The sequence below is a fragment of the Paenibacillus sp. FSL H8-0260 genome (assembly GCF_045040625.1).
In the GTDB taxonomy this organism is placed as follows: Bacteria; Bacillota; Bacilli; order Paenibacillales; family Paenibacillaceae; genus Paenibacillus_AQ; species Paenibacillus_AQ odorifer.
The window spans coordinates 3922355-3945344 of sequence record NZ_CP150298.1; the positions used below are offsets into that span (position 1 = coordinate 3922355).

Here is a 22990-nt window from a genome sequence, read left to right on the forward strand (position 1 = left end):
CTATCCTCACAACTGATTTCCTCAAACGCTTCCAGCGCCTCCTCAGATAGTTCTTATTTATCCACGACTTCAACCAGAAAATAATTGATTTCATGTGATTCGCCGTCATTTGGTAGATACACAGAAAATCGTTCTGCATTATCGGATGAGCATTCCACCCATCTGTAATCGCCTACTGTCCAGAAGCCTGGGGCTGCTTGGCAGTCGTTAGCTTGGTTATTCAGTTCAGCCTGCAGTTCCTTCAAGAATTCAATATCAGTGCTCATATCCTCTTCTCCCCCTTATACCTCTATTAGTTCTGGATTCTCGTAGATGTTGCCGATCAACTCAAACCCTTTTGTAAATGTTTTACTGAGCCAAGTTCGTTCTTTTCTTTCAAGGACATTTCGTTTTAACCAGCTATCGTAAACCTTTTAAAAGTAAAAAGAATGTTCGTCAAAAGTGACAAGGTGAATGTTCTCAGCTGTATCAACGAAAATGTCTCCTTCATAAATCTCCTTATCGTTCTTATCTTTCACTCCGGTGAATTGCTGTACCGTATCATTAAGCGCGTTGTCTTCATCAATCAAATCAGTTTTTGAACGGTAAACGTTACCTTTCGCGTCTAACCATGGTGAATAGAATGTCAAACCGTCCCACGCCCGGAACTTAATCTCTCTGCCCATCGTGTATCGTCTCCTTTGATTGGGGTCTCAGCCCCCTAAATGTCACTTTTTCGGAACTTTTGCTGTAGATCCACACTCCGGACATTCCATCCATTCCTCAACACCGCCGCAATCGTCTCCATCAGACCATTGGTATTTCATCTCAGTCTTGCACTTTCGGCACTTCTTCACTTTTTGTTTCATGTGTCTCAGCCCCCTTATAAGTTCAGTACAGCCAAGAGGGCTGCTTTACAAATGGCTTCTGGTGCTGTTGATTGCATCGAAACGACCACCTTATCAACATCACCCTCATGTATCACACAGTCGAACAGCTTATTCATTTTCATTGACTCGCAGTAGATCTTCACATCCATATTTCTGCTAATGATATTCTCTACTACTTCCCATGCTGAGGATATGTCCGTAGACCAACCCCGATTTACAAAGTAGGCGAACGGTATTTCTCCCTTTGGTTGCATGTACCTGAATGCCTCTTCTGCGCTGGTGATGGTTGGCGGAACAATTACATCATTCGACTCGCAAGGGCCGTCATAATCGAATTTCGGCCCTTTTATGCTTCGCCAACCGAAGATATGTTCAGCAATAAGAGCATCCAATTCTTCTCCCGGCTCCTTCGCCAGTATCTCTTCCCTTGTGAGTGTCATTGGGCACCAACTTCCTTAATTACTTGGCAATCATCTTTCTGTATGTGCCGTCCGTATGGATAGTAATCATTTTTCGGTATTAGGAATAGACTGGGATGTTTGATATCTTCATCGACTTCAAAGGTTTCACCAATATGTTCGTGGTACCACCATGGAATAATCGGTGCAGGTGGAGTGTGGAAAATGATCTTTACTGTAGTCATTGGTTATCTCCTTCCTCAACATGCCCCCTAGCAATCTTCAACGCAGCCTGAGTAAGGTCATACGGTAGCACATGGTGATAATTATTGACAATGGTAGCAAGGATAATTTCAGAGTCATCTAACTGTTTACGTGCCAGTTTCACGTCAGACACAAGCTTTGTAATGTCTCCCCGTACTGCCGTGCTGTTGTACTCTTGTTCAATGCTGTTACCTTCGCCATCTCTGGACATTGTGCGGTATTCCTTACTAAGTTCATCCAATAGTTGATTTGTGAAATATGCGTTCATGATCTATTCGCCCTCCTTGGCTTCCAAATCCGGTCTGCACTCTGAACACCATTCATATCCTTCAACGGGCTTATTTCTTCCACAGCGGGCACAAGACTCTTCATTAAGCCAATCTATTCCCTCCTTGGGTGCTGGGGTATCTGGGTAAAGGGTGGACATAATTTCTGATACACCCATGATCGCCTTCCAAGCAAGCCACGTTTCGTAACTCTCGTAAGCAGATGGACGATCATTGTAGAATTTACTGAAGAAATATGAGTTTGCTTCTTGGAATGACCATTCTTCATGACCTTCTGGCAAATTGTAATTCATGATAATGCTGCCAAGTGAATTACCTGCCACCAAACATCTACCGATTGCCCGTTTAATCTCTTTTTCCCGTTCTCCGCGCTCTTTGGCTTCTTGGAGCCAGTACCCTAAAGCTACCTCTGTTAGTTCATATTCAATGATGGTGGAAACGGGTTGTTACACAGTGTTTTTGCATGTTCGAAAATCTTGATTCTCTCCATATCCTTTTGCCAGTCCCTTTGTGTCATTAGGCTTCCTCCCGCAATGCCATTTCTTTGAGATCAACGCTTTCCGAATAGTATCCGTTGGATTGTCCGTACCATCTAATCGTCACATATCCCTGAAGTGTGGCAAGTTTGTAGAACGTCCACGTTCCACTTTCGCTGGCATTATCGTCGTCTTGCGATACTTCCTCTGCCATAAGGATTGGCGAATTAATCAAGTCTCTTCAATCTCAACGCATTCACAACAATCCTGGTAGTGATACATTTTGTATGCTCTGCCACAGTTAGTCTTGAAGATCAGTTCGTCATTCAGAACCTGTGTTATATCAACTACTGTTTTTCCGAGTAAATCTGATATGGAGTTCACGTTTATAACCTCCTTTGGGAGAGGAGGGCTATTAACCCTCTCTGTCCCTGTATCTTCGTACTGTGCATCACTATTTCTCTTCAATAAAACTAATATATGTTCTATGTTTCTTATAATGGTTTAATAAACTATACTTAAATCATTAAATATTCCGGGGGTATAATATAATGCTGTCTGACACCTTAAAATCGTTAGTTGTATTAGAAATGTACACTAATACTTATGATGAACAATTATCCAACTTCCACTTACCTAAAGAGCAACTCCAATTTACCAGTATGCCTTTGGACAAAATTAACAATCCTAATATTTACAATAGAACAAAACATGTCTTGATTCTTGAAAATAGTGTTCCCGTGGGTTATTTTGCTTTAGAAGATGGCGATAAGCTTTTAAAATATAGTAATAATTCTAATGCTCGTTTGCTTACATCCTTCTCTATTGATTCAGGTAATCAAGGAAAGGGATTAGCAAAGATCGCTCTTAAACTATTACCTGACTTTGTAAAAAATAATATTCCTCAAACTGACGAAATTGTCTTAGGTGTAAATAAGAGAAACAAGCCTGCTTTGAACCTTTACTTAAAATCTGGTTTTATTGACGAAAACGAATTTTATGAAGGTCCAAAAGGTCCTCAACATATACTACATTTGAGAGTCTAATCAATGTCGAATTAATTACAAATGAGTAAGATTATTGATAGCTATATTTTGTAATACTATCACTAGTATTTTCACATAAACGTAAGCGGCGTAAATAATGCGCCGTCTTTTTATGAGTCCACTTCTTGTTACGCAGTATGCGTCTATTTCAAACTACTTAGCGTGATATATGCCGCTTCTACCCTCTCTCGGGGAGCGGCTTTTAACATAGATATGATTTCATCATCTTCCCATATATCTGCCGCCTCGTACCCGTTAACAACGGTCGCTAAGTTGTACAGATATCCTTGTGCATCTACCTCTATAGCCTTTGTCTGTACCTCTAAGCTGGCAGCAGGGTCGGTGCAATAGTCAGTAATAAGAAAACACCTTGCTGACCCTTCTGAAAATTCTTCGCGTATATATGCGTTTCCGTCAAATTCAATTACTGTCTTATCCTTTACTTGTGTCATGACTTACCCTCCCTAAGTGGCTTAACGTCAGCAACCCACACTGGAAACGATCCTCTATTTGGCTCACAGAAAGCATAAGTACCACCTTCTCTATCAATCCCTTCAGGTGCTACTGGATACCATCTTGCGTATAGCTCCTTTGTTTCTCCCAGTTCGTAACATCCGTCAACCTCAATCGCGATTTCTTTCTCAAACTCTTCTTTGGTATATCTTAATTTTGGTGCTACATAGCAGGATCGAGTATCACATTCGCACCATATTCCAAATCCCATGTTACTCATGCCTTGTCGCTCCCTTCCTCTGCTGGTAGCAGTGCGTCTTGTAACAATCTGTAAGCTGGGTGCTTATGATTCATCATGTCAGACGCTCTATCCATTGCCTCTTGTTGCCGGGCTATGGTCTGCTGTGCCTCTGCAAGCTCTGTGCGCTTCTCCCTGAATTTTTCGTGGAGTGATAGATAGCTTTCTTCCCAATTTTTTGCGCTTTGTTGTGACTCTTCTAGAGCAGCCAGCAGCCGCTCTACCTCATCCCATGCAGCATCGTATCCGACATTCATAAGATTGAATTCACTCAGAATATCTTCAAGCTGTTCTCCGTCTTCTGCATGCGCTAGTTCGCATATTTTGTCGTATAAATCGTTAATTTTCTCCTCCGGCATCCGTGATACTGTCACTGCTATTTGTTTCTTCTCTTCTATCCGTTCTGGTATCATAGGCTTAGTCATCGTCCGTGTCATCCTCCTCGTTATATAGATTGTCGGGGTGTTGGCGGCTGTGGCGTATGTCCTCAAGCATACAAAGGATTGTCGCGTGCTCGGATAGCATGCCGGCGCGCCCGGAGTATTTGAGCCTATTAGTTCGTTTCCTCCACCGCGCCGCGGCTTAGTACCATGCTTGTCAATCCTACGGAGCTTCCGACGTAGATACTGCCGCCGCTTATCCATACCTTGCAGGAGCAGTTCAAGTGTTTCTTCAGCCGATCTCATTCCTAATATCCATTGGATTGACGATCATGGTTTACTTTGTTCTTGGCTGTATAGGCTTCTGCAATCTGCTCGAAGGTAAATCCTAATCTTTGCTCCCCCAAAGCGTAGAAAGCATATAGTGCCCCTTTGAAAAAATGTTTTCGATGCATATCGAAATTCTCCAAAACCTGGTATAACAAAAAAAGCATGCCCACCGCATCTTTCTTTGCTATAGAAGTTGTAAATGGTAAGATATATGTAATTGGTGGGACGCTTGGAAATCCTGTGAATTTGGATTCTGATTACTCAAATAAAGTTGAAATTTATGATCCTGCTTCTGACTCCTGGACTGTCGGAAGTAATGCTTCTATTCAAAGAGGAGTCGGAGCTTCAGCTAATCTAAATGGTAAGATTTATTATTTTGGGGGATTAAATAAAACATCTGAAGGTTTAGGAACAGTTGAAGAGTATAATACTATAACGAATACGTGGTCAACTAAAACCGGCATTCCTACACCAGTGCATGCAGCAGGGGCGGTTACGAACAATGGGAAAATATATTTATTTGATGGAGGCTACTCAAGCAATACATATAATAAAGTGCAAGTGTACGATCCAGCGACTGACACATGGTCAAGTAAACGCAGCGCCCCAACCAGTAGAGATACTGTTTCAGCCATAAATTATCAGGATAAAATAAATGTAATTGGTGGATATTCAAACCCTGCACTCGATACAGTTGAAATATATAATCCAACAAATGATACATGGGAAACAAGTGCAAGTCTTAATACGGGACGTTGGGGATTTGGAAGTGTAGTATTAAACGACTCTATATATGTTTTTGGAGGTAGTACAAAAACAGTGGAGAAGCTTTCGATTGTACCCGAACCGACTTCAACGCCAACGGCGACATCGGAGCCACCCCCAACAGTTACACCTTCACCAACTCCAGGGCAGCAGTCAGGCGATCGTGCAATTCTGACAATAATAATGAATACCGACCTTGAGAAAGAATACGACTTGTCAATGTCAGAGGTTCAAGCATTTTTAAACTGGTATGACTCAGCTTCCGGATCAGCTCGTTACGGAATTGATAAGCATGGTAACAACAAAGGCCCGTTCACTAAACGAACCGAATACGTTGTGCATGACAAGATCCTATCGTTTGAAGTCAGTGAATATACCTTAACAAAATAGCTTTTCCCATCACTTACCTCCTTTATCCTTTGTAGTCACGAGCTATAATTGCATGAAGGAGGTTTTATATGTTTATATCGCCTATGTTGTTACAAACTGCTGCTGGACCATTTAGTCACAGCGATTGTATATTTGAACCGAAGATAGATGGCCATCGACTTATTTATTCTCAAGAGTCCGGGAAGATCCGGTTATATACACGGCATGATAATGATTGCACTCGGCAGTATCCTGAATTACACCTACTCTTTATGGACGATGTTATTTTGGACGGCGAGGTCGCCTGCGTTGATCCAGAGACTGGTGTATCAGATTTCGAATCTGTTATGAGCCGATTTCAGACGAGGCGAGCAGATAAGATATTACAACTCACTGGGACGCTCCCAGCATATTATGCAATCTTCGACATCTTGATGTACAAAGGCAAGGATCTGCTCGGGTTGCCCTTGATGAGCCGTTAGGAAATACTAGCGGGATTAACTCTACCATCTAATAGCTTTGGAGTAGTGCCGCACGTGGAAGGTGCTGGAGAGGCATTGTTTGAGCAGATCGAAACTCGGGGTATGGAAGGCATAGTAGGTAAGCGTAAAAACAGCGTATACGAGACTGGTCGCCGCTCTCACGTGTGGCAAAAGGTTATCAACTGGACCTATGCAGATGTTTTTATAACCGGATATCGCAAACAGGAATTTGGTTGGCTAGCTGCTGTACCGTTCGGTTCATCTGGTAAATTACGTCCAGCTGGGATTATAGAGCTCGGCGCGTCACCGATCCATAAGCAAGTATTCAGAGGCGTTGCCCAACAGCTTGTAAAAGGCGAGGATAAGGAGTTTGTACATCTGGAGGCGCGCTTAAGAGCGAAGGTAAGAATGAGGAACTGGACCAAGTCAGGTATGCTTAGAAGTCCAGTGTTTACGAAGTTTATAGTATAGACAAAACACCCCACCGACCAATTAAGGTCAGTGGGGTGTTTAGCTTTCAGACTTCACAGATCAGTTCGACCGAACTGTTAGTTCAATACTATTCTTTTATTGATCCTAACCAATCGGAAGTATCAATTCATCGCGAACTGAATTCGAAAACTACTCATTGTTTAATAGGACTTGACCAGATTAAGATTATTGAATATTGTAAAAGTCTTTTTCATACCAATACTTAAAATGATTTGTGGAATACGACATAGTGAATACTCCGGTCCATAATTTGCCCCCAACTTCTACTCCGCCTGACACAATAGTCGTTCCTAAATCATAGAAATGTCCATTGATTACCCAGTATATACTTTGGGCAGTAGCTATTTTTGCACTAGCAGTCCCTATGAACGACTTATCAGGTCCTAAAGCTTTATGCGAACCGAGATCGAATTGTACATCAAACAACTCATTAAATTGACTAAAGGAACCTGAGTTATAATACCAAACCAATATTACTAATTCTGGCTTATACAAAGTACCTACGCTTTGTGGAAGTTTAATTTCTTTAATCCATGTGTCAGCATATGTAGAAGCATTTTTCGCTGAATTTTGAGCTGATTTGTCCGGATGAGTCCTTTCAATTTCCGATTTTGAAACACCTCTCATTCTTGCAACCTCAGTAACAGCTTCTTCATAACTAATATCTCTGACTTTCACTTCATCGCCAAGATCGTCAATGTTGTTGAGATCGATTACTCCTTCTAGACTTGGAACTGATTGAACTTCACTCGAAGTACTTTGGGCAAAGGTCGGAAGTGGTACGGACAATAGCATACCGAGAGTTAATGCACTAGATAATAGAATAGATAAACGCTTCTTCATAATATAAATCCTCCTTTTTTGGAATATTTATACTATAACGCACATAATAAGAAATTTTATAGCATTTTTTATTATTTTCTACTATAAATTTTATTTTCTTCCATTATTTTAGCGATTCTATTAGCTAGATCTTTTTCATCAAACCTCGTAGGATTATCTGGTAAATGAAACTCCCAAGTCCTATATCCCTCTTTTGAATTAACAAACCCCGAAACATGGGGACCCCAGCCATCAATTTGAACATCTTCTAGTGTCACATTATCTGCGCGAAACATTGCAACAAGTATGTTTTCTGTTCCAATAAAGAAAACTGGATATTTAATATATTTAAAATAATCTCTATACTCTTTTTTCGAAGCTTCTTCAATACTATCTTGAGAAATGATTAAACCATCGAATATCTCTTCTGAGTGACTTATTAGCTCTTTTAGGTCTTTTTTAACATAATCTACGTTTTCCACTTTTACCAAATCATTTGCACCTACTACAGCTATCTTCAAGGCAATATTGGGTCCCTCTAGATCTTTCTCCATCGGACCAGATATTTTCTGAATAGAACAACCTACTAAAAGAATAGACACACAAATGGCTAAAAAAAGCGATTTAATCATAATGCACTCCTTTTTCGGTAAATTTCTTTAATAAATAAGATTTATTCTTAAATTGGAATTTTATTACTTATATTAAAATATTTATTTTATTATAAGATGGGTGAAATTGCAAATTTTTTAAAAAAATAAGTTTGTAAACTTTTAAAAACTAGTTTAACTATTCACTTGTAAGGAAAATTTTCCTGAACTCTAAATACCCCACCAACCACTTAAGGTTGACGGGGTATTTGTTATACATGCTTATGCCAAAACCATTCTAAATTCAAATTCACTTCTCATGTAATAAGCATCAGCAACCTTAACGCTAACTGGGCTCCATTTCTGGACTGGACCTCCACAATCAATTATGCAGCCAGCTAGATCACCACGGCGTTCAAGTATATCTACCTGTAATTAGCTGTTAGAAATTCTACATCCGTCTTCAAGACTTTGTATACATTACTCAATACGATCACTCCATTTGTATTAATTAAGTTTGATAAAGATAAGTTTTAGAACTCATATGTATTTCACATCATTTACATTCAGGTTATCCACAACACCCCGCCTGCATATAGAATACTAGAATTGGAACATTATGTATACATTACTATGTCATACGATAAGAGTATCACTCGAATTAGAATTAAATTAATATTTAATATCCCAAATATATTATAAATAATCTATTTGGATATATATGTATCATAATTGGTGTGTATCCCAAATATAGGAAGGAAGGTTGAATTATGAAAAAGAAAATCTTAGCTGGCCTATTAACTGTATCTGCATGTTTCGCTTTAGGGTCTACCTCATTTGCAGCAACTGCTCCCACTACAGCTCCTGACCCAATACCAGTTTCTAGTGTAGCAAGTGGACCTACTTTTGAACAAATTACTATTTACATGGATTCAGGAGAACAGAGATGCATCCCTGGCGTTCTCCGTGAACTAATTTATAATGATGGAGCCATTATATTGCATGAAAATGGATGGGTTAGTGCCGTTCAATATGGAGCTGCAAATATATTTGCCTATGATGCATTAGGAAACATAAAGTCATTTACAATTCTAGTAGATAGAGATAAATAAAAATATTATGAAAAAAAAGCCCGCCAACCTGTGTAAGGTTAGCGGGCTACTTTATGTATGCTCTGAATTCAAATCGCCCTCGAACAAAATGAGCTCCAGCGAGCTTAATAGAGTCTGGTGTATACCCTTCTACAATTCCTCCATAATCCATAAGATGACCTACTGCGAAAACCAAAACAAATAAAGCTTGCTACGGAATCCGCTATCAACAAAGCGCCATATAAAAAAACATCATCTACCATGAGGGTAGATGATGTGTTCTAAAGCGCTTTTTTTTAGAATTGTCTAGCACTTACATCAACATCAAGCGAATATCCAGATGTACTATATATATACACTTTATAAGTTCCATCCAGACCATTACCTAACAAATCTTTAAAAGAAACTGTTTTCTGTGCGCCAGCAGCAATTTCTTGATCAGTGAATAGTAACCCATTTCGTTTTACTTGAAATTGAACCGAATGACCACTGTTATTTCGCATCCAGATGTTTAAGTTAACCCCATCTGAAGGTGTACTAGTGAATTCATCATTAAAAGCTCCACCAGTATGGTTCACAGGGATTATCTTATATGCCTCTGAAAAAAGTGAAATTTCTGGTACTTCAATTCCGTCTCCCACCAAAATCTTCGTTCCTGGTCCTTCGTAAATATTATTATTAAAAGTAAAACTTTCTACAGAAGAAACCTCAGATACTGAAGGTTTTTGAACCGTTGGTGAATCTACTAAGCTTGTTATAGGAGTAAAAAGTAATGATGCGGCCAAACCTAGTCCTAAAAATTTGATCAAACTAACTACCTCCCAATATTATGAATAGTTTGGATTTTAATGGTATTAAACCATTATTTGTATTAATAATATAATATTTAATTGCTATAAATAATTCACGAAAATAAAAGGATAATTGAGGTTTTTTGTCGCATTTAATCCATAAATAGATATTAACTCATAAAATGAGTTTATACAATAATTTAGTTTTTTTGTAGAGATGATGGAAACTTCATGCCAAAGTGTTCTTTATTCAATTCCTTTTCGAGAATTTTGAAACGGATCGGTCATCCACCTATGCCGATTCACTCACTAAGACACACTCATGCAGTGTTACTGCTAGAAGCAGGCAATGATATGAAGTATGTTCAGGAGCGACTCGGACACGGCAGTATTACAATTACATCTGATGTCTATTCTCACATTTCCAAGAAAATCGAAGAAAGTAGTATGGAAAAGTACGAAGCCCACATGAGATCTATCCTCGAATAGCACCCACTATTTTGTGGGCACCGGCATTACAGAGGTCCCTTACTACTCCCACGCCCACACACTAAAAAAACCCTCAACGCCTAAGGCGTTAAGGGTTTAAAGGTTCTAGTAAAGCGTCATGTATTGGTTTCTTTCCCACTCATGAACTTGTGTACGATAGATATCCCATTCGATTTCTTTCAGCTCGTAGAAGTGAGCCAGCGCATGTTCGCCGAGAGCTTCGGTAATTACATGGCTGCGGATCATTTCGCTTAGCGCTTCTTTCAAATCGGATGGCAAGCTTGGGATGCCTTCTTCAATACGCTCTTCCTCAGACATCACATAGATGTTACGGTCAATTGGAGCTGGAAGATCAAGCTTACGCTTAATTCCGTCTAGCCCTGCTTTCAACATAACAGCAAGTGCGAGGTATGGGTTAGCTGCCGGGTCCGGGTTACGAACTTCAACACGTGTGCTAAGCCCTCTCGAAGCCGGGATACGAATCATCGGGCTACGGTTACTTGCAGACCAAGCTACGTAACAAGGTGCTTCATAACCAGGAACAAGGCGTTTGTAAGAGTTCACTGTTGGGTTAGTAATCGCTGCAAAAGCACGAGCGTGCTTCAAAATACCAGCCATATAATAACGTGCAGTTTTGCTCAGACCTAGCTTGTCACTTTCATCGTAGAACATGTTTTCTTTGCCATTAAACAAGGATTGGTGAGCGTGCATACCAGATCCGTTAATACCAAACAATGGTTTAGGCATAAAAGTTGCATGCAAGCCATGTTGACGGGCAACCGTCTTCACGACGAGCTTAAAGGTTTGAATTTGGTCAGCAGAAGTGATCGCGTCAGCATATTTGAAATCAATTTCATGCTGGCCGGAAGCCACTTCATGGTGGGAGGCTTCGATTTCAAAGCCCATTTCTTCAAGGGTCAATACGATTTCACGACGGCAGTTTTCCCCTAAGTCTGTAGGAGCTAAGTCGAAATAACCACCTTGGTCATTCAATTCTGTAGTTGGGTTACCTCTTTCGTCTGTTTTGAACAAGAAGAATTCAGGTTCAGGTCCAACATTCATCGCTGTAAAGCCCATTTCTTCGGCTTCCTTCAGACAACGCTTCAGGATACCACGTGGGTCTCCAGCAAATGGAGTACCATCCGGCATATACACGTCACAAATCAGACGTGCAACACGGCTATCAGTCACCCAAGGGAAGATTACCCAAGTATCAAGGTCTGGGAAGAGATACATATCGGATTCTTCAATCCGAACATAACCTTCGATGGAGGAACCATCAAACATCATTTTGTTGTCGAGTGCTTTTTCCAATTGGCTAACCGGAATCTCTACATTCTTGATAGTACCTAACAGATCTGTAAATTGCAGACGAATGAAACGAACATTCTCTTCCTTGGCAATGCGTAAAATATCCTCTTTAGAAAAGCTCACGTGATCCTCTCCCTTTCAAAACTCTGTATATTATTATTTATTAAAAAACCGGGATAACTCACCTTGAATAAGCGATACCTGTCCCGGTCTTTTACCGGAAACTAGTTCTTGCTTCAGCAAACGGTGAAGCTGCGAATCTGATAGCTCTCTACGTCTAACCTCTGTGTCAGGGGTAATCACAGTAGCTTCTTCGGATTCCTTCGAGACTGGGTTCATTACTTGCTTGATGCCAGCAATGTTAACACCCTTTTCAATCAAGGCCTTAATTTCTAATAGGCGCTCAACATCATTAAAAGAGAACAAACGTTGATTCCCAGAGGTACGTGCAGGTACGATTAAACTGTGCTGTTCATAATAACGAATTTGTCTTGCAGATAAATCAGTTAACTTCATTACAATTCCAATAGGAAATAATGCCATATTTCTGCGGATTTCATCACCCATGACTCATCCAACCTTCCAATGATCTTTTTCTGATCTCATTGTACATTTCCTAATACAGCGTGTCAATGGTGTGTAAGATTTTCTGACAGTAATTTTCGATCACGCATACTTTGGAGTGCCATCAAAACGCCATATTTGACATGGGAGTAGGTTAATCCCCCTTGCATATAGCCAATATAAGGCGCACGGATAGGCGCATCTGCCGATAACTCTAAGCTACCACCTTGTATAAACGTACCTGCCGCCATGATGACAGGATGTTCATATCCCGGCATATCCCATGGTTCTGGAACTACATGGCTGTCTACCGCCGCAGCACGTTGAATTCCCTGCACGAAGGCAATCAAGTGATCCGGTCCATCAAAGGAAACCGCCTGAATCAAATCTGTACGAGGTTCATTCCACGCTGGTTTCGTCTCAAACCCGCAGCGCTGAAATACAGCTGCCGCAAAAATACTGCCTTTAAGGGCTTGTCCAACTGTATGCGGAGCCATGAACAGACCTTGGTATAACCCGCGGGTAGTTCCTAACATTGCGCCTACCTCGCCGCCGATACCAGGAGCTGTAAGACGGTACGCTGTAAGCTCTACTAGATCTCTGCGCCCACAGATGTATCCACCCGTCTCAGCAATTCCACCACCAGGATTTTTAATTAATGAACCCGCTACTAGATCCACTCCAACCTGTGGAGGCTCAAGCTCTTCAGTAAACTCACCATAGCAATTATCAACGAACACAATAACATCCGGTTTCAATGACTTCACTCTCGCTGTCATGTCACCTATTTCGGCTACTGTGAAGGAAGCACGCCAATCATAACCACGCGATCTTTGGATTCCAATTACTTTAGTTTTCTCATTGATAGAGAGAGTTACCTCTTCCCAATCAATCTTACCCTCTGATGTAAGGGCAACTTCCCGATATGTAATTCCGAAGTCTGCGAGTGAGCCTGTCCCATCTCCTGCTTGGCCAATCACCTTGTGTAAGGTATCGTACGGACGACCTGTGATGTATAAAAGCTCGTCTCCTGGTCGCAGCACACCAAAGAGGGCTGTTGAAATGGTATGTGTTCCTGAAGCAAAATGCGGGCGCACCAAGGCTGATTCCGCACCAAAAACGTCAGCATAGACAAGATCCAGCACTTCGCGTCCACGGTCGTTGTAAGCATACCCCGTTGAACCCGCAAAATGATAATCACTGACCTGATGACGTTGAAACGCTTCAATAACCTTCCATTGATTCTTATCGACAATTCGATCAAGAGCTTTGACTGCACCTTCGATTTCAACTTCTGCGGACTCTGCCGCTCCTAAAATATCTTCTGCAAAAACTGCCATTAGTTCTTATTCGCTCCTTACATTTACTTGCCATCATAATGACAGAAAGCGACAGTTGCCTGACGCTTTTTGTCATTAGCTATTATTTTATACCTATACAACAAGCATTTCCACTTTAGGGGAACAAAGAAGATTACGGCTGGTCCACAAAATCAGCAAGCATGTAACCCCATTTATCATAATCCTCTTTATTAAGACGGACGTTATAGATAACATCGTTCTCATCATAGGTGGTTTCCAGAACCTCACCTACTCTGTAAAGCAGGGAAGAAATATCGCCTCGGTCTCCAGGAATGCGAAAATTCAGCGTATCTCCAGCCAACTCATCAGAGATAATTTCAATAATCCGGGTTAAATCCTCCGGGTTAAACGCACTGATCTTCAAAAACCCTGTGCCTGTTGGCAGCATTTCCAGTTGCTCAGGCTCACATAGATCGATTTTATTAAAAAGTACTATTTGCGGTTTGCTAGCTGCCCCTAAGTCCTGCAAAATAGTTTGTACAATCTCCATCTGCTCCTCACGCATTGGAGATGAGGCATCCACTACATGCAACACCAGATTGGCCTCATTGACTTCCTCCAGCGTTGCGCGGAAAGATGCTACAAGATCATGAGGAAGATTCTGAATGAAACCTACAGTATCCGTAAGCACTACCTCTTTGCCACCCGTTAGTTGAAGCACACGTGAAGTAGGGTCAAGCGTAGCAAACAATTGATTCTCAATATAAACATCCGCATCCGTAAGCTGCTTAAGCAGCGTCGATTTACCAGCATTCGTGTAGCCGACTAGAGCAACCTGCACTGCCCCTGCCTTACGGCGGCGTTCACGGTGCAATTCACGGGTTTTAACTACCTCATCCAACTGGCGTTTCAACTCCGTAATCCGACCGCGAATATGACGGCGATCGGTCTCAAGCTTACTTTCACCTGGTCCTCTGGTTCCTATCCCCCCGCCTAATCTGGATAAGTTTTTGCCTTGACCGGATAACCGTGGCAAAAGATAGGACAGCTGTGCCAGCTCTACTTGAATAATACCCTCTCGCGTTTTGGCCCGCCCAGCAAAAATATCCAAAATGAGCTGCGTCCGATCAATAATCTTCAGATCCAGAGACTCTTCAAGGTTCCGTACCTGCGCTCCAGATAATTCCTGATCAAAAATAGCCGTATTAGCTCCAAGACCATCAGCGGCCATGCGGAGCTCTTCTACCTTACCTTTCCCGATAAACCATTTTGAATCCGGTGTTTCCTTATTCTGACGCAACACATCCAGGACTTCAACACCTGCTGTTTCTGCTAATTGTACTAATTCCTGCAGAGAAAGCTCTGGGTCAATACCGGTACGTTTAATTTTATCTGTGACGAGAGTGACCAATATCGCCCGATCTTGAATATCCGTTTCTGTATCATGCGTAGTTATTGCCATTTATTCATGCTCCTTATGACGGTAATAGAATCTTTGTGTACCATTTAATCAGTTTTTCACTTCTTGCTGATGTTATACAGATGAACCTGTTCATTCACAGCGCTTCAAAACATTTTATCATAAGTTTCATTGGTAATATAGGCTGATAATGGAACGGCTCACCATTCTGTCAGCATTTTCTTTATGATAATCTTCAATCTTTTATAAAAGATAAACCGACTAAGCATGTATAAACTTAGCCGGTGTCAATTTATTTAAGAGATTATACTCTCCCCTTTTGAATAATCATCGACCGGAAGAACAAGGTCTCTCGGTAAGATCTCCATCAAAGATTGTTTAGATATTTTGACATGCCTGCTTATTAATCTAACCGCTTGATGGCGGATTGCCTGTTCGAGGATATTGCGTACATAACGGGCATTACTAAAGTTTTCTTCAATAATTTTCTCATTAAGGATTAACTCTTTTAGTTTCCCGTTTGTTTCTGGAGTAATTATATAGTCTCTTTCAGCAGCCATTTTATGTGCAATCAATATCAGTTCATCTGTTGTGTAGTCCTGAAAATCGAGTTGAATTGGAAATCGTGAGGGAAGCCCGGTATTAGCCTCCATGAACATCTCCATTTCATTTGGATAACCCGCTAAGATAATAATGAGATCATCATTCCTGTCCTCCATAACCTTTACAAGACAGTCGATTGCCTCTTTTCCAAAATCCTTATCTCCGCCTCTAGCCAAGCTATAAGCCTCATCAATGAATAATACGCCACCCATAGCCTTCTTAACAAGGTCTCTGGTCTTTTGAGCTGTATGCCCTATGTATTCCCCCACTAAATCCGCTCTCTCTACTTCGATTAATTGACCTTTACTTAATATGCCCATATTCTTTAACAGCTTGGCAACGATTCTTGCTACAGTTGTCTTTCCAGTCCCGGGGTTGCCTTTAAACAACATATGATAAACCTGATTAACTACATTTAACCCCAGTTCTTGTCTCATTTTTTCCACTTGGATAAGCGCATGAATTTCATATATGAGATCCTTCACCTTTTCAAGACCGATAAGCTCATGAAGCTCTTGCAGGATTTCTTTTGTAGATTCTAAATGATTATTTTGAGCCAGCGCGCTCTCCAATGTTTCATTCGTAATATTTGTTGGGTCTTGATTTTTGAAAGTTATATTCATTCTGGAATCATTAATGGTTATCTTTCTTAAATTTTCTTCACCCATTGTAATCACCTCGTTAGAGCATTATATGCAATAACTGAATGACATCATGCACTTGTTTTAAAGAATGGGGTTTCGACATTGGATTCCCTGCTATCTCTCGCATCTTCTACGATGGTACACGAGGATAGAATGACCGAAATGCATAAAAGCCATAAGCAGACATTTATTTTTTTATCATTTCACAACCCCATTATTTTTGATATACAAATAACAAATAGCCCCCATTTAGAGTTTAGTCCATTTGGGGGCTGGCTTTTCTAATCAAGTCTCTTCCGGAATAGGAAGCATTATTAGAAGATTCTGATATTTGGGAACAATTACAGGAACAACTGCTGGATTTTCCATTTCGTATAGGCTAGAATTTCACGCGACTTATGCCTTGTCATCGACAGAACAGTGGATTCTGTAAGCCCCAGTTCAGGATTCACATAACCGAGCTCGTCCGCGATTTCGTGTGAACGCCATCCATGATATGTATGCGTAATAATAATTGCTGAGGACAATCCCTCACTTGTCATAATTGCTTTGCTATACAGAAGATTCTCGTAAGTGCTGGTAGCTTTATTTTCAACAGAAATGGCGCTATCCGGAACTCCATGAGCTACTAAATAATTGCGCATGCCTTGACCTTCGGTATATTTCAGATCAGGTTTATCCAAACCTCCAGAAACTATGATATGCGGGAACATCCCCTCTTGATAAAGCTTAAGCCCGTAATCCAATCGTTCCTTCAATCCCGGGCTAGGTTCATCTCCCCACATCGACATGCCAAGAATGATCCCTGTATCGGCTTTGAGCATAGGATCTGTCGTTGCGGCTTTATTGATATTCCTCAATGCGTACGCACACCACAACAAACCAACTACAACAATAACCATTAAAGCAATAAGCAACGTTCGTTTAGACCAAATTCGGCGTTTTTTGCGAACAATCCGAATCGGGGAAGAGTCTCTTCCATAAACGTACCATTCCATCTTTATTTCCTCCTGAATTCTCCATGATGAAATAATTCGGCACGATGTTTCAAAGAGAGTGAGAAATAAGGGAAAGCATGAGCATCGATGCCACGTAAAATAGTATGGGCAGTCTCCCAGGCTAGCTTATAATCGTTTTCTGAGATGTCTTGCCTCTCCAGTGCTTCCTCCAGTTCATCCTCATCGAGCAAAAACACCTCGCCGTTCCAAAGTACTACCACGTCCAGATACAAATCGTCAAACCAAGGCACACCTTGGTCAGTAACGCCTTGCACTTTACAGGTGTCTATGTACCATTGAACAATATTTTGTTTTTCGTCGAACATAGCCGTCACAATATAGTGACTATCTTTCGGAAAATATTGCAGCCAGGAATAACCTTTATCTGCAATACGATATGTATGTCGTCCATAGCTCTTCCACAGTGGTTCTTTCAGCCCGTAGATGGTATAAAGCGTAATATATCCGCTGAATTCCCGGCTCTCCACATAGCGGCAGGCAAAATGGCGACGCGTAATCCGGCGCCAGTTGGCCCGGTCTCCGAATTTACGTTTCATAGAAATTACCCTCTCCAGTATGGTCTATTCAGCTTAACACATTTAGAGGATACACTCAAAATATCCCGCAAAATACAAGAAATTTTTCTTCTAAACCTAATAAAAACGGCAGTCCAGCTTCGCTCTATAAATAAAGCAAAGCTGGACTGCCATGGATAAAGCTATTGTTCGAAATTCAAATTCGTTTTATTGAGTGGAAGAATCCCCGTTCACAAAACCTGTCTCTGGATCAGGGTTTGTGGATACATTCCCACTCTCACCGCCGGAACCCTCTCCACCGATAGTGGGTTCTGGAGTTGGGATCGGCATTGGTGTTGGCGGTGGCGGGGTGATTTCAGGGATTGTAGTACCACCGTCATTTCCGCCTCCCTCATTGCCGCCTCCGTTATTGCCACCATTTCCATTCTCTCCGTTGTTGCCACCGTCCTCTGGGGTCGGGGTCGGAAGATTAGGATCTATGGTGGGTTCAGGGGTCGGCATTTCATCCTGCACGGATACACTAACCACATTGGAGGGTTCGCTCTCCACTTTTAGCGCAGGGTCATAAGAAGTTACATAATACTCGTAAACCAAACCAGGCAGTGCACTAAAATCGCCTGCGCTGGTAGTCACTGTATTTAACAGTGAGCCAAATTCAGCTTCCGATGTCTCTCTACGATAAATACGATACTCAACGCCGGCAACAGGAACTGCCTCCCAATTGAGATTTACAGTCATCGTAGAAGGATCATATGCTGCTGATAGTCCAGTAACGGTCTGAGCTGTTTCTGGTGTTTCAGTAGGCTCAGGAGCAATCTCGTTATCGAGCTGCGGGAAGGATTTCTTAGGAACATCCTTCAGCGCTTCCTCCATGACCTTACCCCAGAAAGCAGCGGCAAGCGGACTGCTGTTCTTAAGCAGATGCTTTTTACTTGGCTTGTCGTAACCCATCCAGACTGCTGCAGTCCATTCTGGCGTATAGCCTACAAACCATACATCACGGTTCGAGCTGATTCCAGAATATCCACTTTGCGTCGTACCGGTCTTACCGGCAACAGGACGGTCAATCCTAGCTTTTCTACCCGTACCGCTCTCCACGACCTTCTGCATCATCTCAGTCATTTGATAAGCTGTTTCCTTACTCATCACTCGCTCAGGCGTTGTATTCGCTTTGTAGACCGTCTCACCACTGCTGTCAGAGATGGATTTAATGGAATAAGCCTCTCTTAGTTCGCCGCCATTTGCAAAAGCGCTGTAGGCTTGCGCCATTTCCAGCGTATTGGTCCCTTTGCTCATGCCTCCAAGAGCCAGCGAGAGGTTCTTATCCTCATCTTCCAATCCAATGCCTAGTTTCTTGGCAAATTTAAATCCGGTATTCACACCAATTTCATTGAGCAGCCAAACAGCCGGAATATTCTCTGATTTCTGAATGGCATCACTCATGTTGATGCTCTTAGAATATCCGTGCAGGTTGGTTGGACAATAGTTCGCGAAACATTGCTTCTCGTTGCTTAGCGTTGAATTCATGGTGAATTTCCCAGTTTCCAGCGCTGGAGCATAAGAGACAATTGGTTTGAAAGCAGAACCTGGAGAACGACGGCTGCCAGTTACACGACTGTAGCCTTTTTTCTCATAATTCCGTCCGCCAAGGAGTGCGACAATGCTGCCATTCTCCTGATTCACAATCGTCATTGAGCCTTGTACCAGCTCTTCATCTACACTCTTTTCAAAATTATCACTATCTGCAAAAGCATCTTCAACCGTTTCTTGAGCATGCTTATCCATGGTTGTGTAAATTTTGTATCCGCCGATATTCAGATCATCTTCTGACAATCCAAATTTTTCTTCCGCCTCATCTACTGCAAAATCAATAAATGCTTGATAACGCTGTTTCTTTTCTGGCGGCTTATAGTTATAATCTACGGCTTTTGCTTCGTCTCTTTCCTGCTCCGTAATGTACCCTTGCTCATACATAAGCTGAAGCACTACTGCCCGGCGTTCCTTCGAAAGATCAGGGTTACGCAGCGGGTTGTAACGAGACGGGCCTTTTGGCATAGCCGCCAATGTCGCGATTTCCCAAACCTTAAGCTGACTCAAATCACTTTTACCAAAATATCTTACTGATGCTGCTTTAATTCCGTAAATTGTACCCCCGAAGTTAATCCGGTTCAGATACATGGTAATAATCTCTTCTTTAGATTTCTGATTCTCCAGGGCTACGGCAATCGACACCTCAGTTGCTTTACGGAAAAACGTCTTGTCCCGTGTCAGGAAGATGTTTTTGGCGAGCTGTTGAGTAATGGTACTACCGCCCTCTACCATACTTCGTGCGGCTATATCCTTTACTGCTGCCCGGCCAATCGACCATAAATCCACACCAGAATGTTCGAAGAAACGTTTATCCTCTGTGGCTACAAAAGCGTTAACCAATAACGGTGGAATTTCTTCATACTCTACTGGATCACTTTTCTCCAGTGATAATTCGCCGATTAAATTAGCATTGCGGTCATATACCTTAGTCGTTTCATTCACTGTTAGCTTATCCTGGTTCTCAAGCAGAAGCTTTTGACCATTTAGCATAATGAACAGATATCCACCTAATGCACAGAAAATGGCCAATGCCGTAGCGAAGAACAAGCTCCACAGCACACGCTTCTTCGTCAAAAATTTCTTTTTCTTTTTTGGTTTTGATTTTGGTTTTGATTTGGAACTGGACGATCCTCTATCTCTATTGTGATTCGTCCTGGATGTATCGTCTCTAGACATAATGCCTCCTGACTCCCTTTCGGAAATAAACATAAATGGTCTGCCATGAATGAAAAGAACAACCTTCACAGGTTGCTCTCTCACACTCTATTCAAACGATTTATAAACAAGAAAGGTTTCAATTCATTTTTGATAAATGTTATTCTTCACTACTGCTGTCTTGCATCAGTGATACACTACGCTGTGGTGTGAACGTGGAAATTGCGTGTTTATACACCATTTGCTGGCGTCCATCACTGTCAATGACGATTGTAAAATTGTCGAATGCTTTAATTATTCCCCGGATTTGAAAACCGTTGGTCAGATATACCGTAGCAGGGATATTTTCTTTGCGTAGTTGGTTCAAGAATGTATCTTGGATGTTAATGGACTTGTTCATATGACGTACCCCCAATGGTTCAATTAGATTGTTCAGAAGTATATTCAAGACCTGAGAGAAACTTTCCTGCTATTATACCACGTATTTTTGAGAAATTCTCAGAAAAGTTTTGTTCACCTTCGACATCGATCCACTCGATTTCCTTCATGTGGCGAAACCATGACAACTGTCTTTTGGCGAATCGGCGAGTATCGCGTTTAAGCAGTATCACAGCTTCTTCCAGCGTCAGCTCTCCCGCCAGGTAAGCGGCAATTTCCTTGTAACCCAATCCCTGCATGGACACAAGGCTTCTGCTGTAACCGTTATCCAGCAGTCCCTTCACCTCAGCAACGAGACCATCCGCCAGCATGCTATCAATTCGGTCCTCAATACGTTTATATAGTATTTTCCGGTCCATTGTCAAACCTATGAGACATAAGTCATAGGGAGATTCCTTCTTTTGAGCAGCATGAGAAGCGGAAAGTGTAGTGTTTGTCTGGTGTTGAATTTCCAGTGCACGGATAATTCTGCGACGGTCGTTAGGATGAAGTTTGGCTGCGCTGACTGGATCAACCGCCTCGAGTCTGGCATGCAGTGCAAGCGCTCCATGTTCTTCCGCAAATTGATCCTGCTCTTTACGGAAAGCTTCATCAGCCACTGCTTCCGAGAACTGAAAGCCGTAACATAAAGACTCAATATACAGTCCAGTCCCCCCTACGATAAAGGGAAGCTTCCCTCTAGCGCTTATCTCCTCGATGAGTCTAGTGCCCTGCTCTTGAAATTCAGCGGCAGAATACGCATCCTGCGGATCATGAATATCGATCAGGTGATGGGGAATGCCGTTCATTTCGGCGGGTGTAATCTTAGCTGTACCAATATCCATACCACGATAAACCTGCATCGAATCGCCGGAAATAATCTCAGCGTTATAAGCCGCTGCCAGCTCCAGACTTAACCGGGTTTTGCCTACGGCAGTTGGTCCTAACAGCACTAGAACCTTATGCCTTTCTTTAGTTGTCAATGTGTATCACCCCGTACGATGTTTTGGAGTTGCTTCTGAGCAGCTCAGTAAACCCAAGGCGTTCAAATTCGCCACTCAAAGCCTTTTCTTTTAAAAGAACAGTCTTACGGGCGACCCTAACCGCTTCGGCTACACTCTCTGTCGATAAGGCTGCACGGTTAGCGAATTGCCGCAGCGGGGAAATCGAGGCAGAACCCGTCAGTGGCACGCGAAACATAGGATCAAAATAAACAATATCCACACTTCGATCTGGTTGAGACCGTAAATAATCCAAATGTTCACTATGCACGACATTAACTCTGCGTAAAGCCTCATTGACCTTTACTTGCCCAGAGGTGTAATGAGACATCCCTTCACTGAGCAGTGCGTACAGCGGTAATGAGCTCTCCAAAGCGGTTACCTCTGAGGACTCACCACCATGTACAGCAAACAGTAAGGAGTCAGCTCCTAATCCAGCTGTACAATCCAATACGCTATCTCCGGGAAGCATTCGAGCCGCAACAAGCATCGGCTCGATCTCACCCTTTAGAATTCGTTTAGCGCGAACGAAGCCCATGCTCGGATGAAACTCCATAGGCTCCATTCCTAAGCGGTGTAGTCGAACAGCGTCCTGAGATAGAATCAGAATATCCTCATCTCCGTAATGTTCAACCATCCTTGTAATGGAGAGCTTCTCACGTGGAGCATAACTACAACCCGTTCTCTCCGCAAGGCTTTGCGCGCGTTCTACTATTTCCATTATCGGGCTATACCCCGTAGTTATAATCATGGTGCCT

At 42.0% G+C, this 22990-nt stretch carries 29 protein-coding genes and 3 pseudogenes; 5 read left to right on the forward strand and 27 right to left on the reverse strand.

Features of this window, described 5'->3' with window-relative positions; all coding sequences use genetic code 11:
• Positions 1–53 precede the first annotated feature (53 nt).
• The 9 genes and pseudogenes from MHI51_RS17450 to MHI51_RS17490 form a co-directional block, all read right to left on the reverse strand.
• Positions 54–266: a hypothetical protein gene (locus MHI51_RS17450; protein WP_081398147.1), complete on the reverse strand. Its 213-nt coding sequence runs from the start codon at positions 264–266 to the stop codon at positions 54–56.
• A gap of 15 nt (positions 267–281) precedes the next feature.
• Positions 282–665: pseudogene (locus MHI51_RS17455) on the reverse strand (YopX family protein).
• Positions 666–707: 42 nt separating this feature from the next.
• Complete coding sequence (locus tag MHI51_RS17460) at positions 708–848, reverse strand: hypothetical protein (RefSeq protein ID WP_179087019.1); 141 nt, start codon at positions 846–848, stop codon at positions 708–710.
• A gap of 14 nt (positions 849–862) precedes the next feature.
• The gene (locus MHI51_RS17465; protein ID WP_076218004.1) at positions 863–1309 is read right to left on the reverse strand and encodes a BC1872 family protein; all 447 of its coding nucleotides are present in this window, start codon (positions 1307–1309) and stop codon (positions 863–865) included.
• Positions 1306–1512, reverse strand: coding sequence for a hypothetical protein (locus tag MHI51_RS17470; protein WP_076218005.1), 207 nt, complete (start codon positions 1510–1512; stop codon positions 1306–1308). The genes MHI51_RS17465 and MHI51_RS17470 overlap by 4 nt, the downstream gene beginning before the upstream one ends.
• Positions 1509–1799 (reverse strand): hypothetical protein, encoded by a 291-nt coding sequence (locus tag MHI51_RS17475; protein WP_076218006.1) that lies wholly within the window; start codon positions 1797–1799, stop codon positions 1509–1511. The genes MHI51_RS17470 and MHI51_RS17475 overlap by 4 nt, the downstream gene beginning before the upstream one ends.
• 3 nt (positions 1800–1802) lie before the next feature.
• Entirely contained in the window at positions 1803–2141 is a 339-nt protein-coding gene (locus MHI51_RS17480; protein WP_339243733.1) for a hypothetical protein, read from the reverse strand.
• Positions 2142–2334: 193 nt separating this feature from the next.
• Positions 2335–2529, reverse strand: a complete 195-nt coding sequence (locus MHI51_RS17485) for a hypothetical protein (RefSeq protein ID WP_256719020.1) — start codon at positions 2527–2529, stop codon at positions 2335–2337.
• Complete coding sequence (locus MHI51_RS17490; RefSeq protein WP_256719021.1) at positions 2526–2678, reverse strand: hypothetical protein; 153 nt, start codon at positions 2676–2678, stop codon at positions 2526–2528. The genes MHI51_RS17485 and MHI51_RS17490 overlap by 4 nt, the downstream gene beginning before the upstream one ends.
• A gap of 167 nt (positions 2679–2845) precedes the next feature.
• Here MHI51_RS17490 and MHI51_RS17495 point away from each other — a divergent pair, with 167 nt between their 5' ends.
• Complete coding sequence (locus MHI51_RS17495; protein WP_405173126.1) at positions 2846–3340, forward strand: GNAT family N-acetyltransferase; 495 nt, start codon at positions 2846–2848, stop codon at positions 3338–3340.
• A 143-nt stretch (positions 3341–3483) separates the two neighbouring features.
• Here MHI51_RS17495 and MHI51_RS17500 read toward each other — a convergent pair whose 3' ends face one another.
• The 4 genes from MHI51_RS17500 to MHI51_RS17515 all read right to left on the reverse strand — a co-directional run bounded on the left by MHI51_RS17500 (position 3484) and on the right by MHI51_RS17515 (position 4965).
• On the reverse strand, positions 3484–3792 hold the full coding sequence (locus MHI51_RS17500; protein WP_076220380.1) for a hypothetical protein: 309 nt from the start codon (positions 3790–3792) through the stop codon (positions 3484–3486).
• Positions 3789–4073: a hypothetical protein gene (locus MHI51_RS17505; protein ID WP_076220381.1), complete on the reverse strand. Its 285-nt coding sequence runs from the start codon at positions 4071–4073 to the stop codon at positions 3789–3791. Before MHI51_RS17505 ends, MHI51_RS17500 begins: the two co-directional genes overlap by 4 nt.
• Positions 4070–4516 carry a hypothetical protein gene (locus MHI51_RS17510; protein WP_076220382.1) on the reverse strand — a complete coding sequence of 149 codons (447 nt, stop codon included), beginning with the start codon at positions 4514–4516 and terminating at the stop codon, positions 4070–4072. The genes MHI51_RS17505 and MHI51_RS17510 overlap by 4 nt, the downstream gene beginning before the upstream one ends.
• A gap of 263 nt (positions 4517–4779) precedes the next feature.
• Positions 4780–4965: a dUTP diphosphatase gene (locus tag MHI51_RS17515; RefSeq protein ID WP_076220383.1), complete on the reverse strand. Its 186-nt coding sequence runs from the start codon at positions 4963–4965 to the stop codon at positions 4780–4782.
• On the opposite strand from MHI51_RS17515, the gene MHI51_RS17520 reads away from it, so the two are divergent.
• Positions 4964–5956: a kelch repeat-containing protein gene (locus MHI51_RS17520; protein WP_076220384.1), complete on the forward strand. Its 993-nt coding sequence runs from the start codon at positions 4964–4966 to the stop codon at positions 5954–5956. The genes MHI51_RS17515 and MHI51_RS17520 overlap by 2 nt on opposite strands.
• Before the next feature lie 68 nt (positions 5957–6024).
• A pseudogene (locus MHI51_RS17525) lies at positions 6025–6888 on the forward strand (ATP-dependent DNA ligase).
• Between the two features lie 186 nt (positions 6889–7074).
• Here MHI51_RS17525 and MHI51_RS17530 read toward each other — a convergent pair.
• Both MHI51_RS17530 and MHI51_RS17535 read right to left on the reverse strand, forming a co-directional pair.
• On the reverse strand, positions 7075–7752 hold the full coding sequence (locus tag MHI51_RS17530) for a hypothetical protein (RefSeq protein WP_076220385.1): 678 nt from the start codon (positions 7750–7752) through the stop codon (positions 7075–7077).
• 71 nt (positions 7753–7823) lie between these two features.
• Positions 7824–8363, reverse strand: a complete 540-nt coding sequence (locus MHI51_RS17535; protein WP_341002960.1) for a hypothetical protein — start codon at positions 8361–8363, stop codon at positions 7824–7826.
• A 728-nt stretch (positions 8364–9091) separates the two neighbouring features.
• Here MHI51_RS17535 and MHI51_RS17540 point away from each other — a divergent pair.
• The gene (locus MHI51_RS17540) at positions 9092–9433 is read left to right on the forward strand and encodes a hypothetical protein (RefSeq protein ID WP_076220981.1); all 342 of its coding nucleotides are present in this window, start codon (positions 9092–9094) and stop codon (positions 9431–9433) included.
• A 275-nt stretch (positions 9434–9708) separates the two neighbouring features.
• Here MHI51_RS17540 and MHI51_RS17545 read toward each other — a convergent pair whose 3' ends face one another.
• Positions 9709–10221, reverse strand: a complete 513-nt coding sequence (locus MHI51_RS17545; protein ID WP_076220983.1) for a hypothetical protein — start codon at positions 10219–10221, stop codon at positions 9709–9711.
• Between the two features lie 189 nt (positions 10222–10410).
• On the opposite strand from MHI51_RS17545, the pseudogene MHI51_RS17550 reads away from it, so the two are divergent.
• Positions 10411–10692, forward strand: a pseudogene (locus MHI51_RS17550) (tyrosine-type recombinase/integrase); the annotation flags it as partial.
• A 105-nt stretch (positions 10693–10797) separates the two neighbouring features.
• On the opposite strand, the gene glnA reads toward MHI51_RS17550, so the two are convergent.
• From glnA to MHI51_RS17605, 11 genes are all read right to left on the reverse strand, one after another.
• Positions 10798–12126 carry a type I glutamate--ammonia ligase gene (glnA, locus tag MHI51_RS17555; RefSeq protein ID WP_036687730.1) on the reverse strand — a complete coding sequence of 443 codons (1329 nt, stop codon included), beginning with the start codon at positions 12124–12126 and terminating at the stop codon, positions 10798–10800.
• Positions 12127–12159: 33 nt separating this feature from the next.
• On the reverse strand, positions 12160–12570 hold the full coding sequence (locus MHI51_RS17560) for a MerR family transcriptional regulator (RefSeq protein WP_019910684.1): 411 nt from the start codon (positions 12568–12570) through the stop codon (positions 12160–12162).
• A 62-nt stretch (positions 12571–12632) separates the two neighbouring features.
• Entirely contained in the window at positions 12633–13907 is a 1275-nt protein-coding gene (locus tag MHI51_RS17565; protein ID WP_076184443.1) for a methionine gamma-lyase family protein, read from the reverse strand.
• 133 nt (positions 13908–14040) lie between these two features.
• Positions 14041–15330: a GTPase HflX gene (gene hflX, locus MHI51_RS17570; RefSeq protein WP_076128387.1), complete on the reverse strand. Its 1290-nt coding sequence runs from the start codon at positions 15328–15330 to the stop codon at positions 14041–14043.
• Positions 15331–15584: 254 nt separating this feature from the next.
• The gene (locus MHI51_RS17575; protein ID WP_076098759.1) at positions 15585–16559 is read right to left on the reverse strand and encodes an AAA family ATPase; all 975 of its coding nucleotides are present in this window, start codon (positions 16557–16559) and stop codon (positions 15585–15587) included.
• A 317-nt stretch (positions 16560–16876) separates the two neighbouring features.
• Positions 16877–17533 carry a YdcF family protein gene (locus tag MHI51_RS17580; RefSeq protein ID WP_076277324.1) on the reverse strand — a complete coding sequence of 219 codons (657 nt, stop codon included), beginning with the start codon at positions 17531–17533 and terminating at the stop codon, positions 16877–16879.
• Between the two features lie 2 nt (positions 17534–17535).
• A complete protein-coding gene (locus MHI51_RS17585; protein WP_076190185.1) occupies positions 17536–18090 on the reverse strand; it encodes a DUF402 domain-containing protein in 555 nt (184 codons plus the stop codon).
• A 186-nt stretch (positions 18091–18276) separates the two neighbouring features.
• The gene (locus MHI51_RS17590) at positions 18277–20835 is read right to left on the reverse strand and encodes a transglycosylase domain-containing protein (RefSeq protein WP_076218629.1); all 2559 of its coding nucleotides are present in this window, start codon (positions 20833–20835) and stop codon (positions 18277–18279) included.
• Between the two features lie 139 nt (positions 20836–20974).
• Complete coding sequence (hfq, locus tag MHI51_RS17595) at positions 20975–21214, reverse strand: RNA chaperone Hfq (RefSeq protein ID WP_036687741.1); 240 nt, start codon at positions 21212–21214, stop codon at positions 20975–20977.
• Positions 21215–21233: 19 nt separating this feature from the next.
• The gene (miaA, locus tag MHI51_RS17600) at positions 21234–22214 is read right to left on the reverse strand and encodes a tRNA (adenosine(37)-N6)-dimethylallyltransferase MiaA (RefSeq protein ID WP_175619957.1); all 981 of its coding nucleotides are present in this window, start codon (positions 22212–22214) and stop codon (positions 21234–21236) included.
• Positions 22204–22983 carry a class I SAM-dependent methyltransferase gene (locus tag MHI51_RS17605; RefSeq protein WP_076184446.1) on the reverse strand — a complete coding sequence of 260 codons (780 nt, stop codon included), beginning with the start codon at positions 22981–22983 and terminating at the stop codon, positions 22204–22206. The genes miaA and MHI51_RS17605 overlap by 11 nt, the downstream gene beginning before the upstream one ends.
• Between the last annotated feature and the right edge of the window lie 7 nt (positions 22984–22990).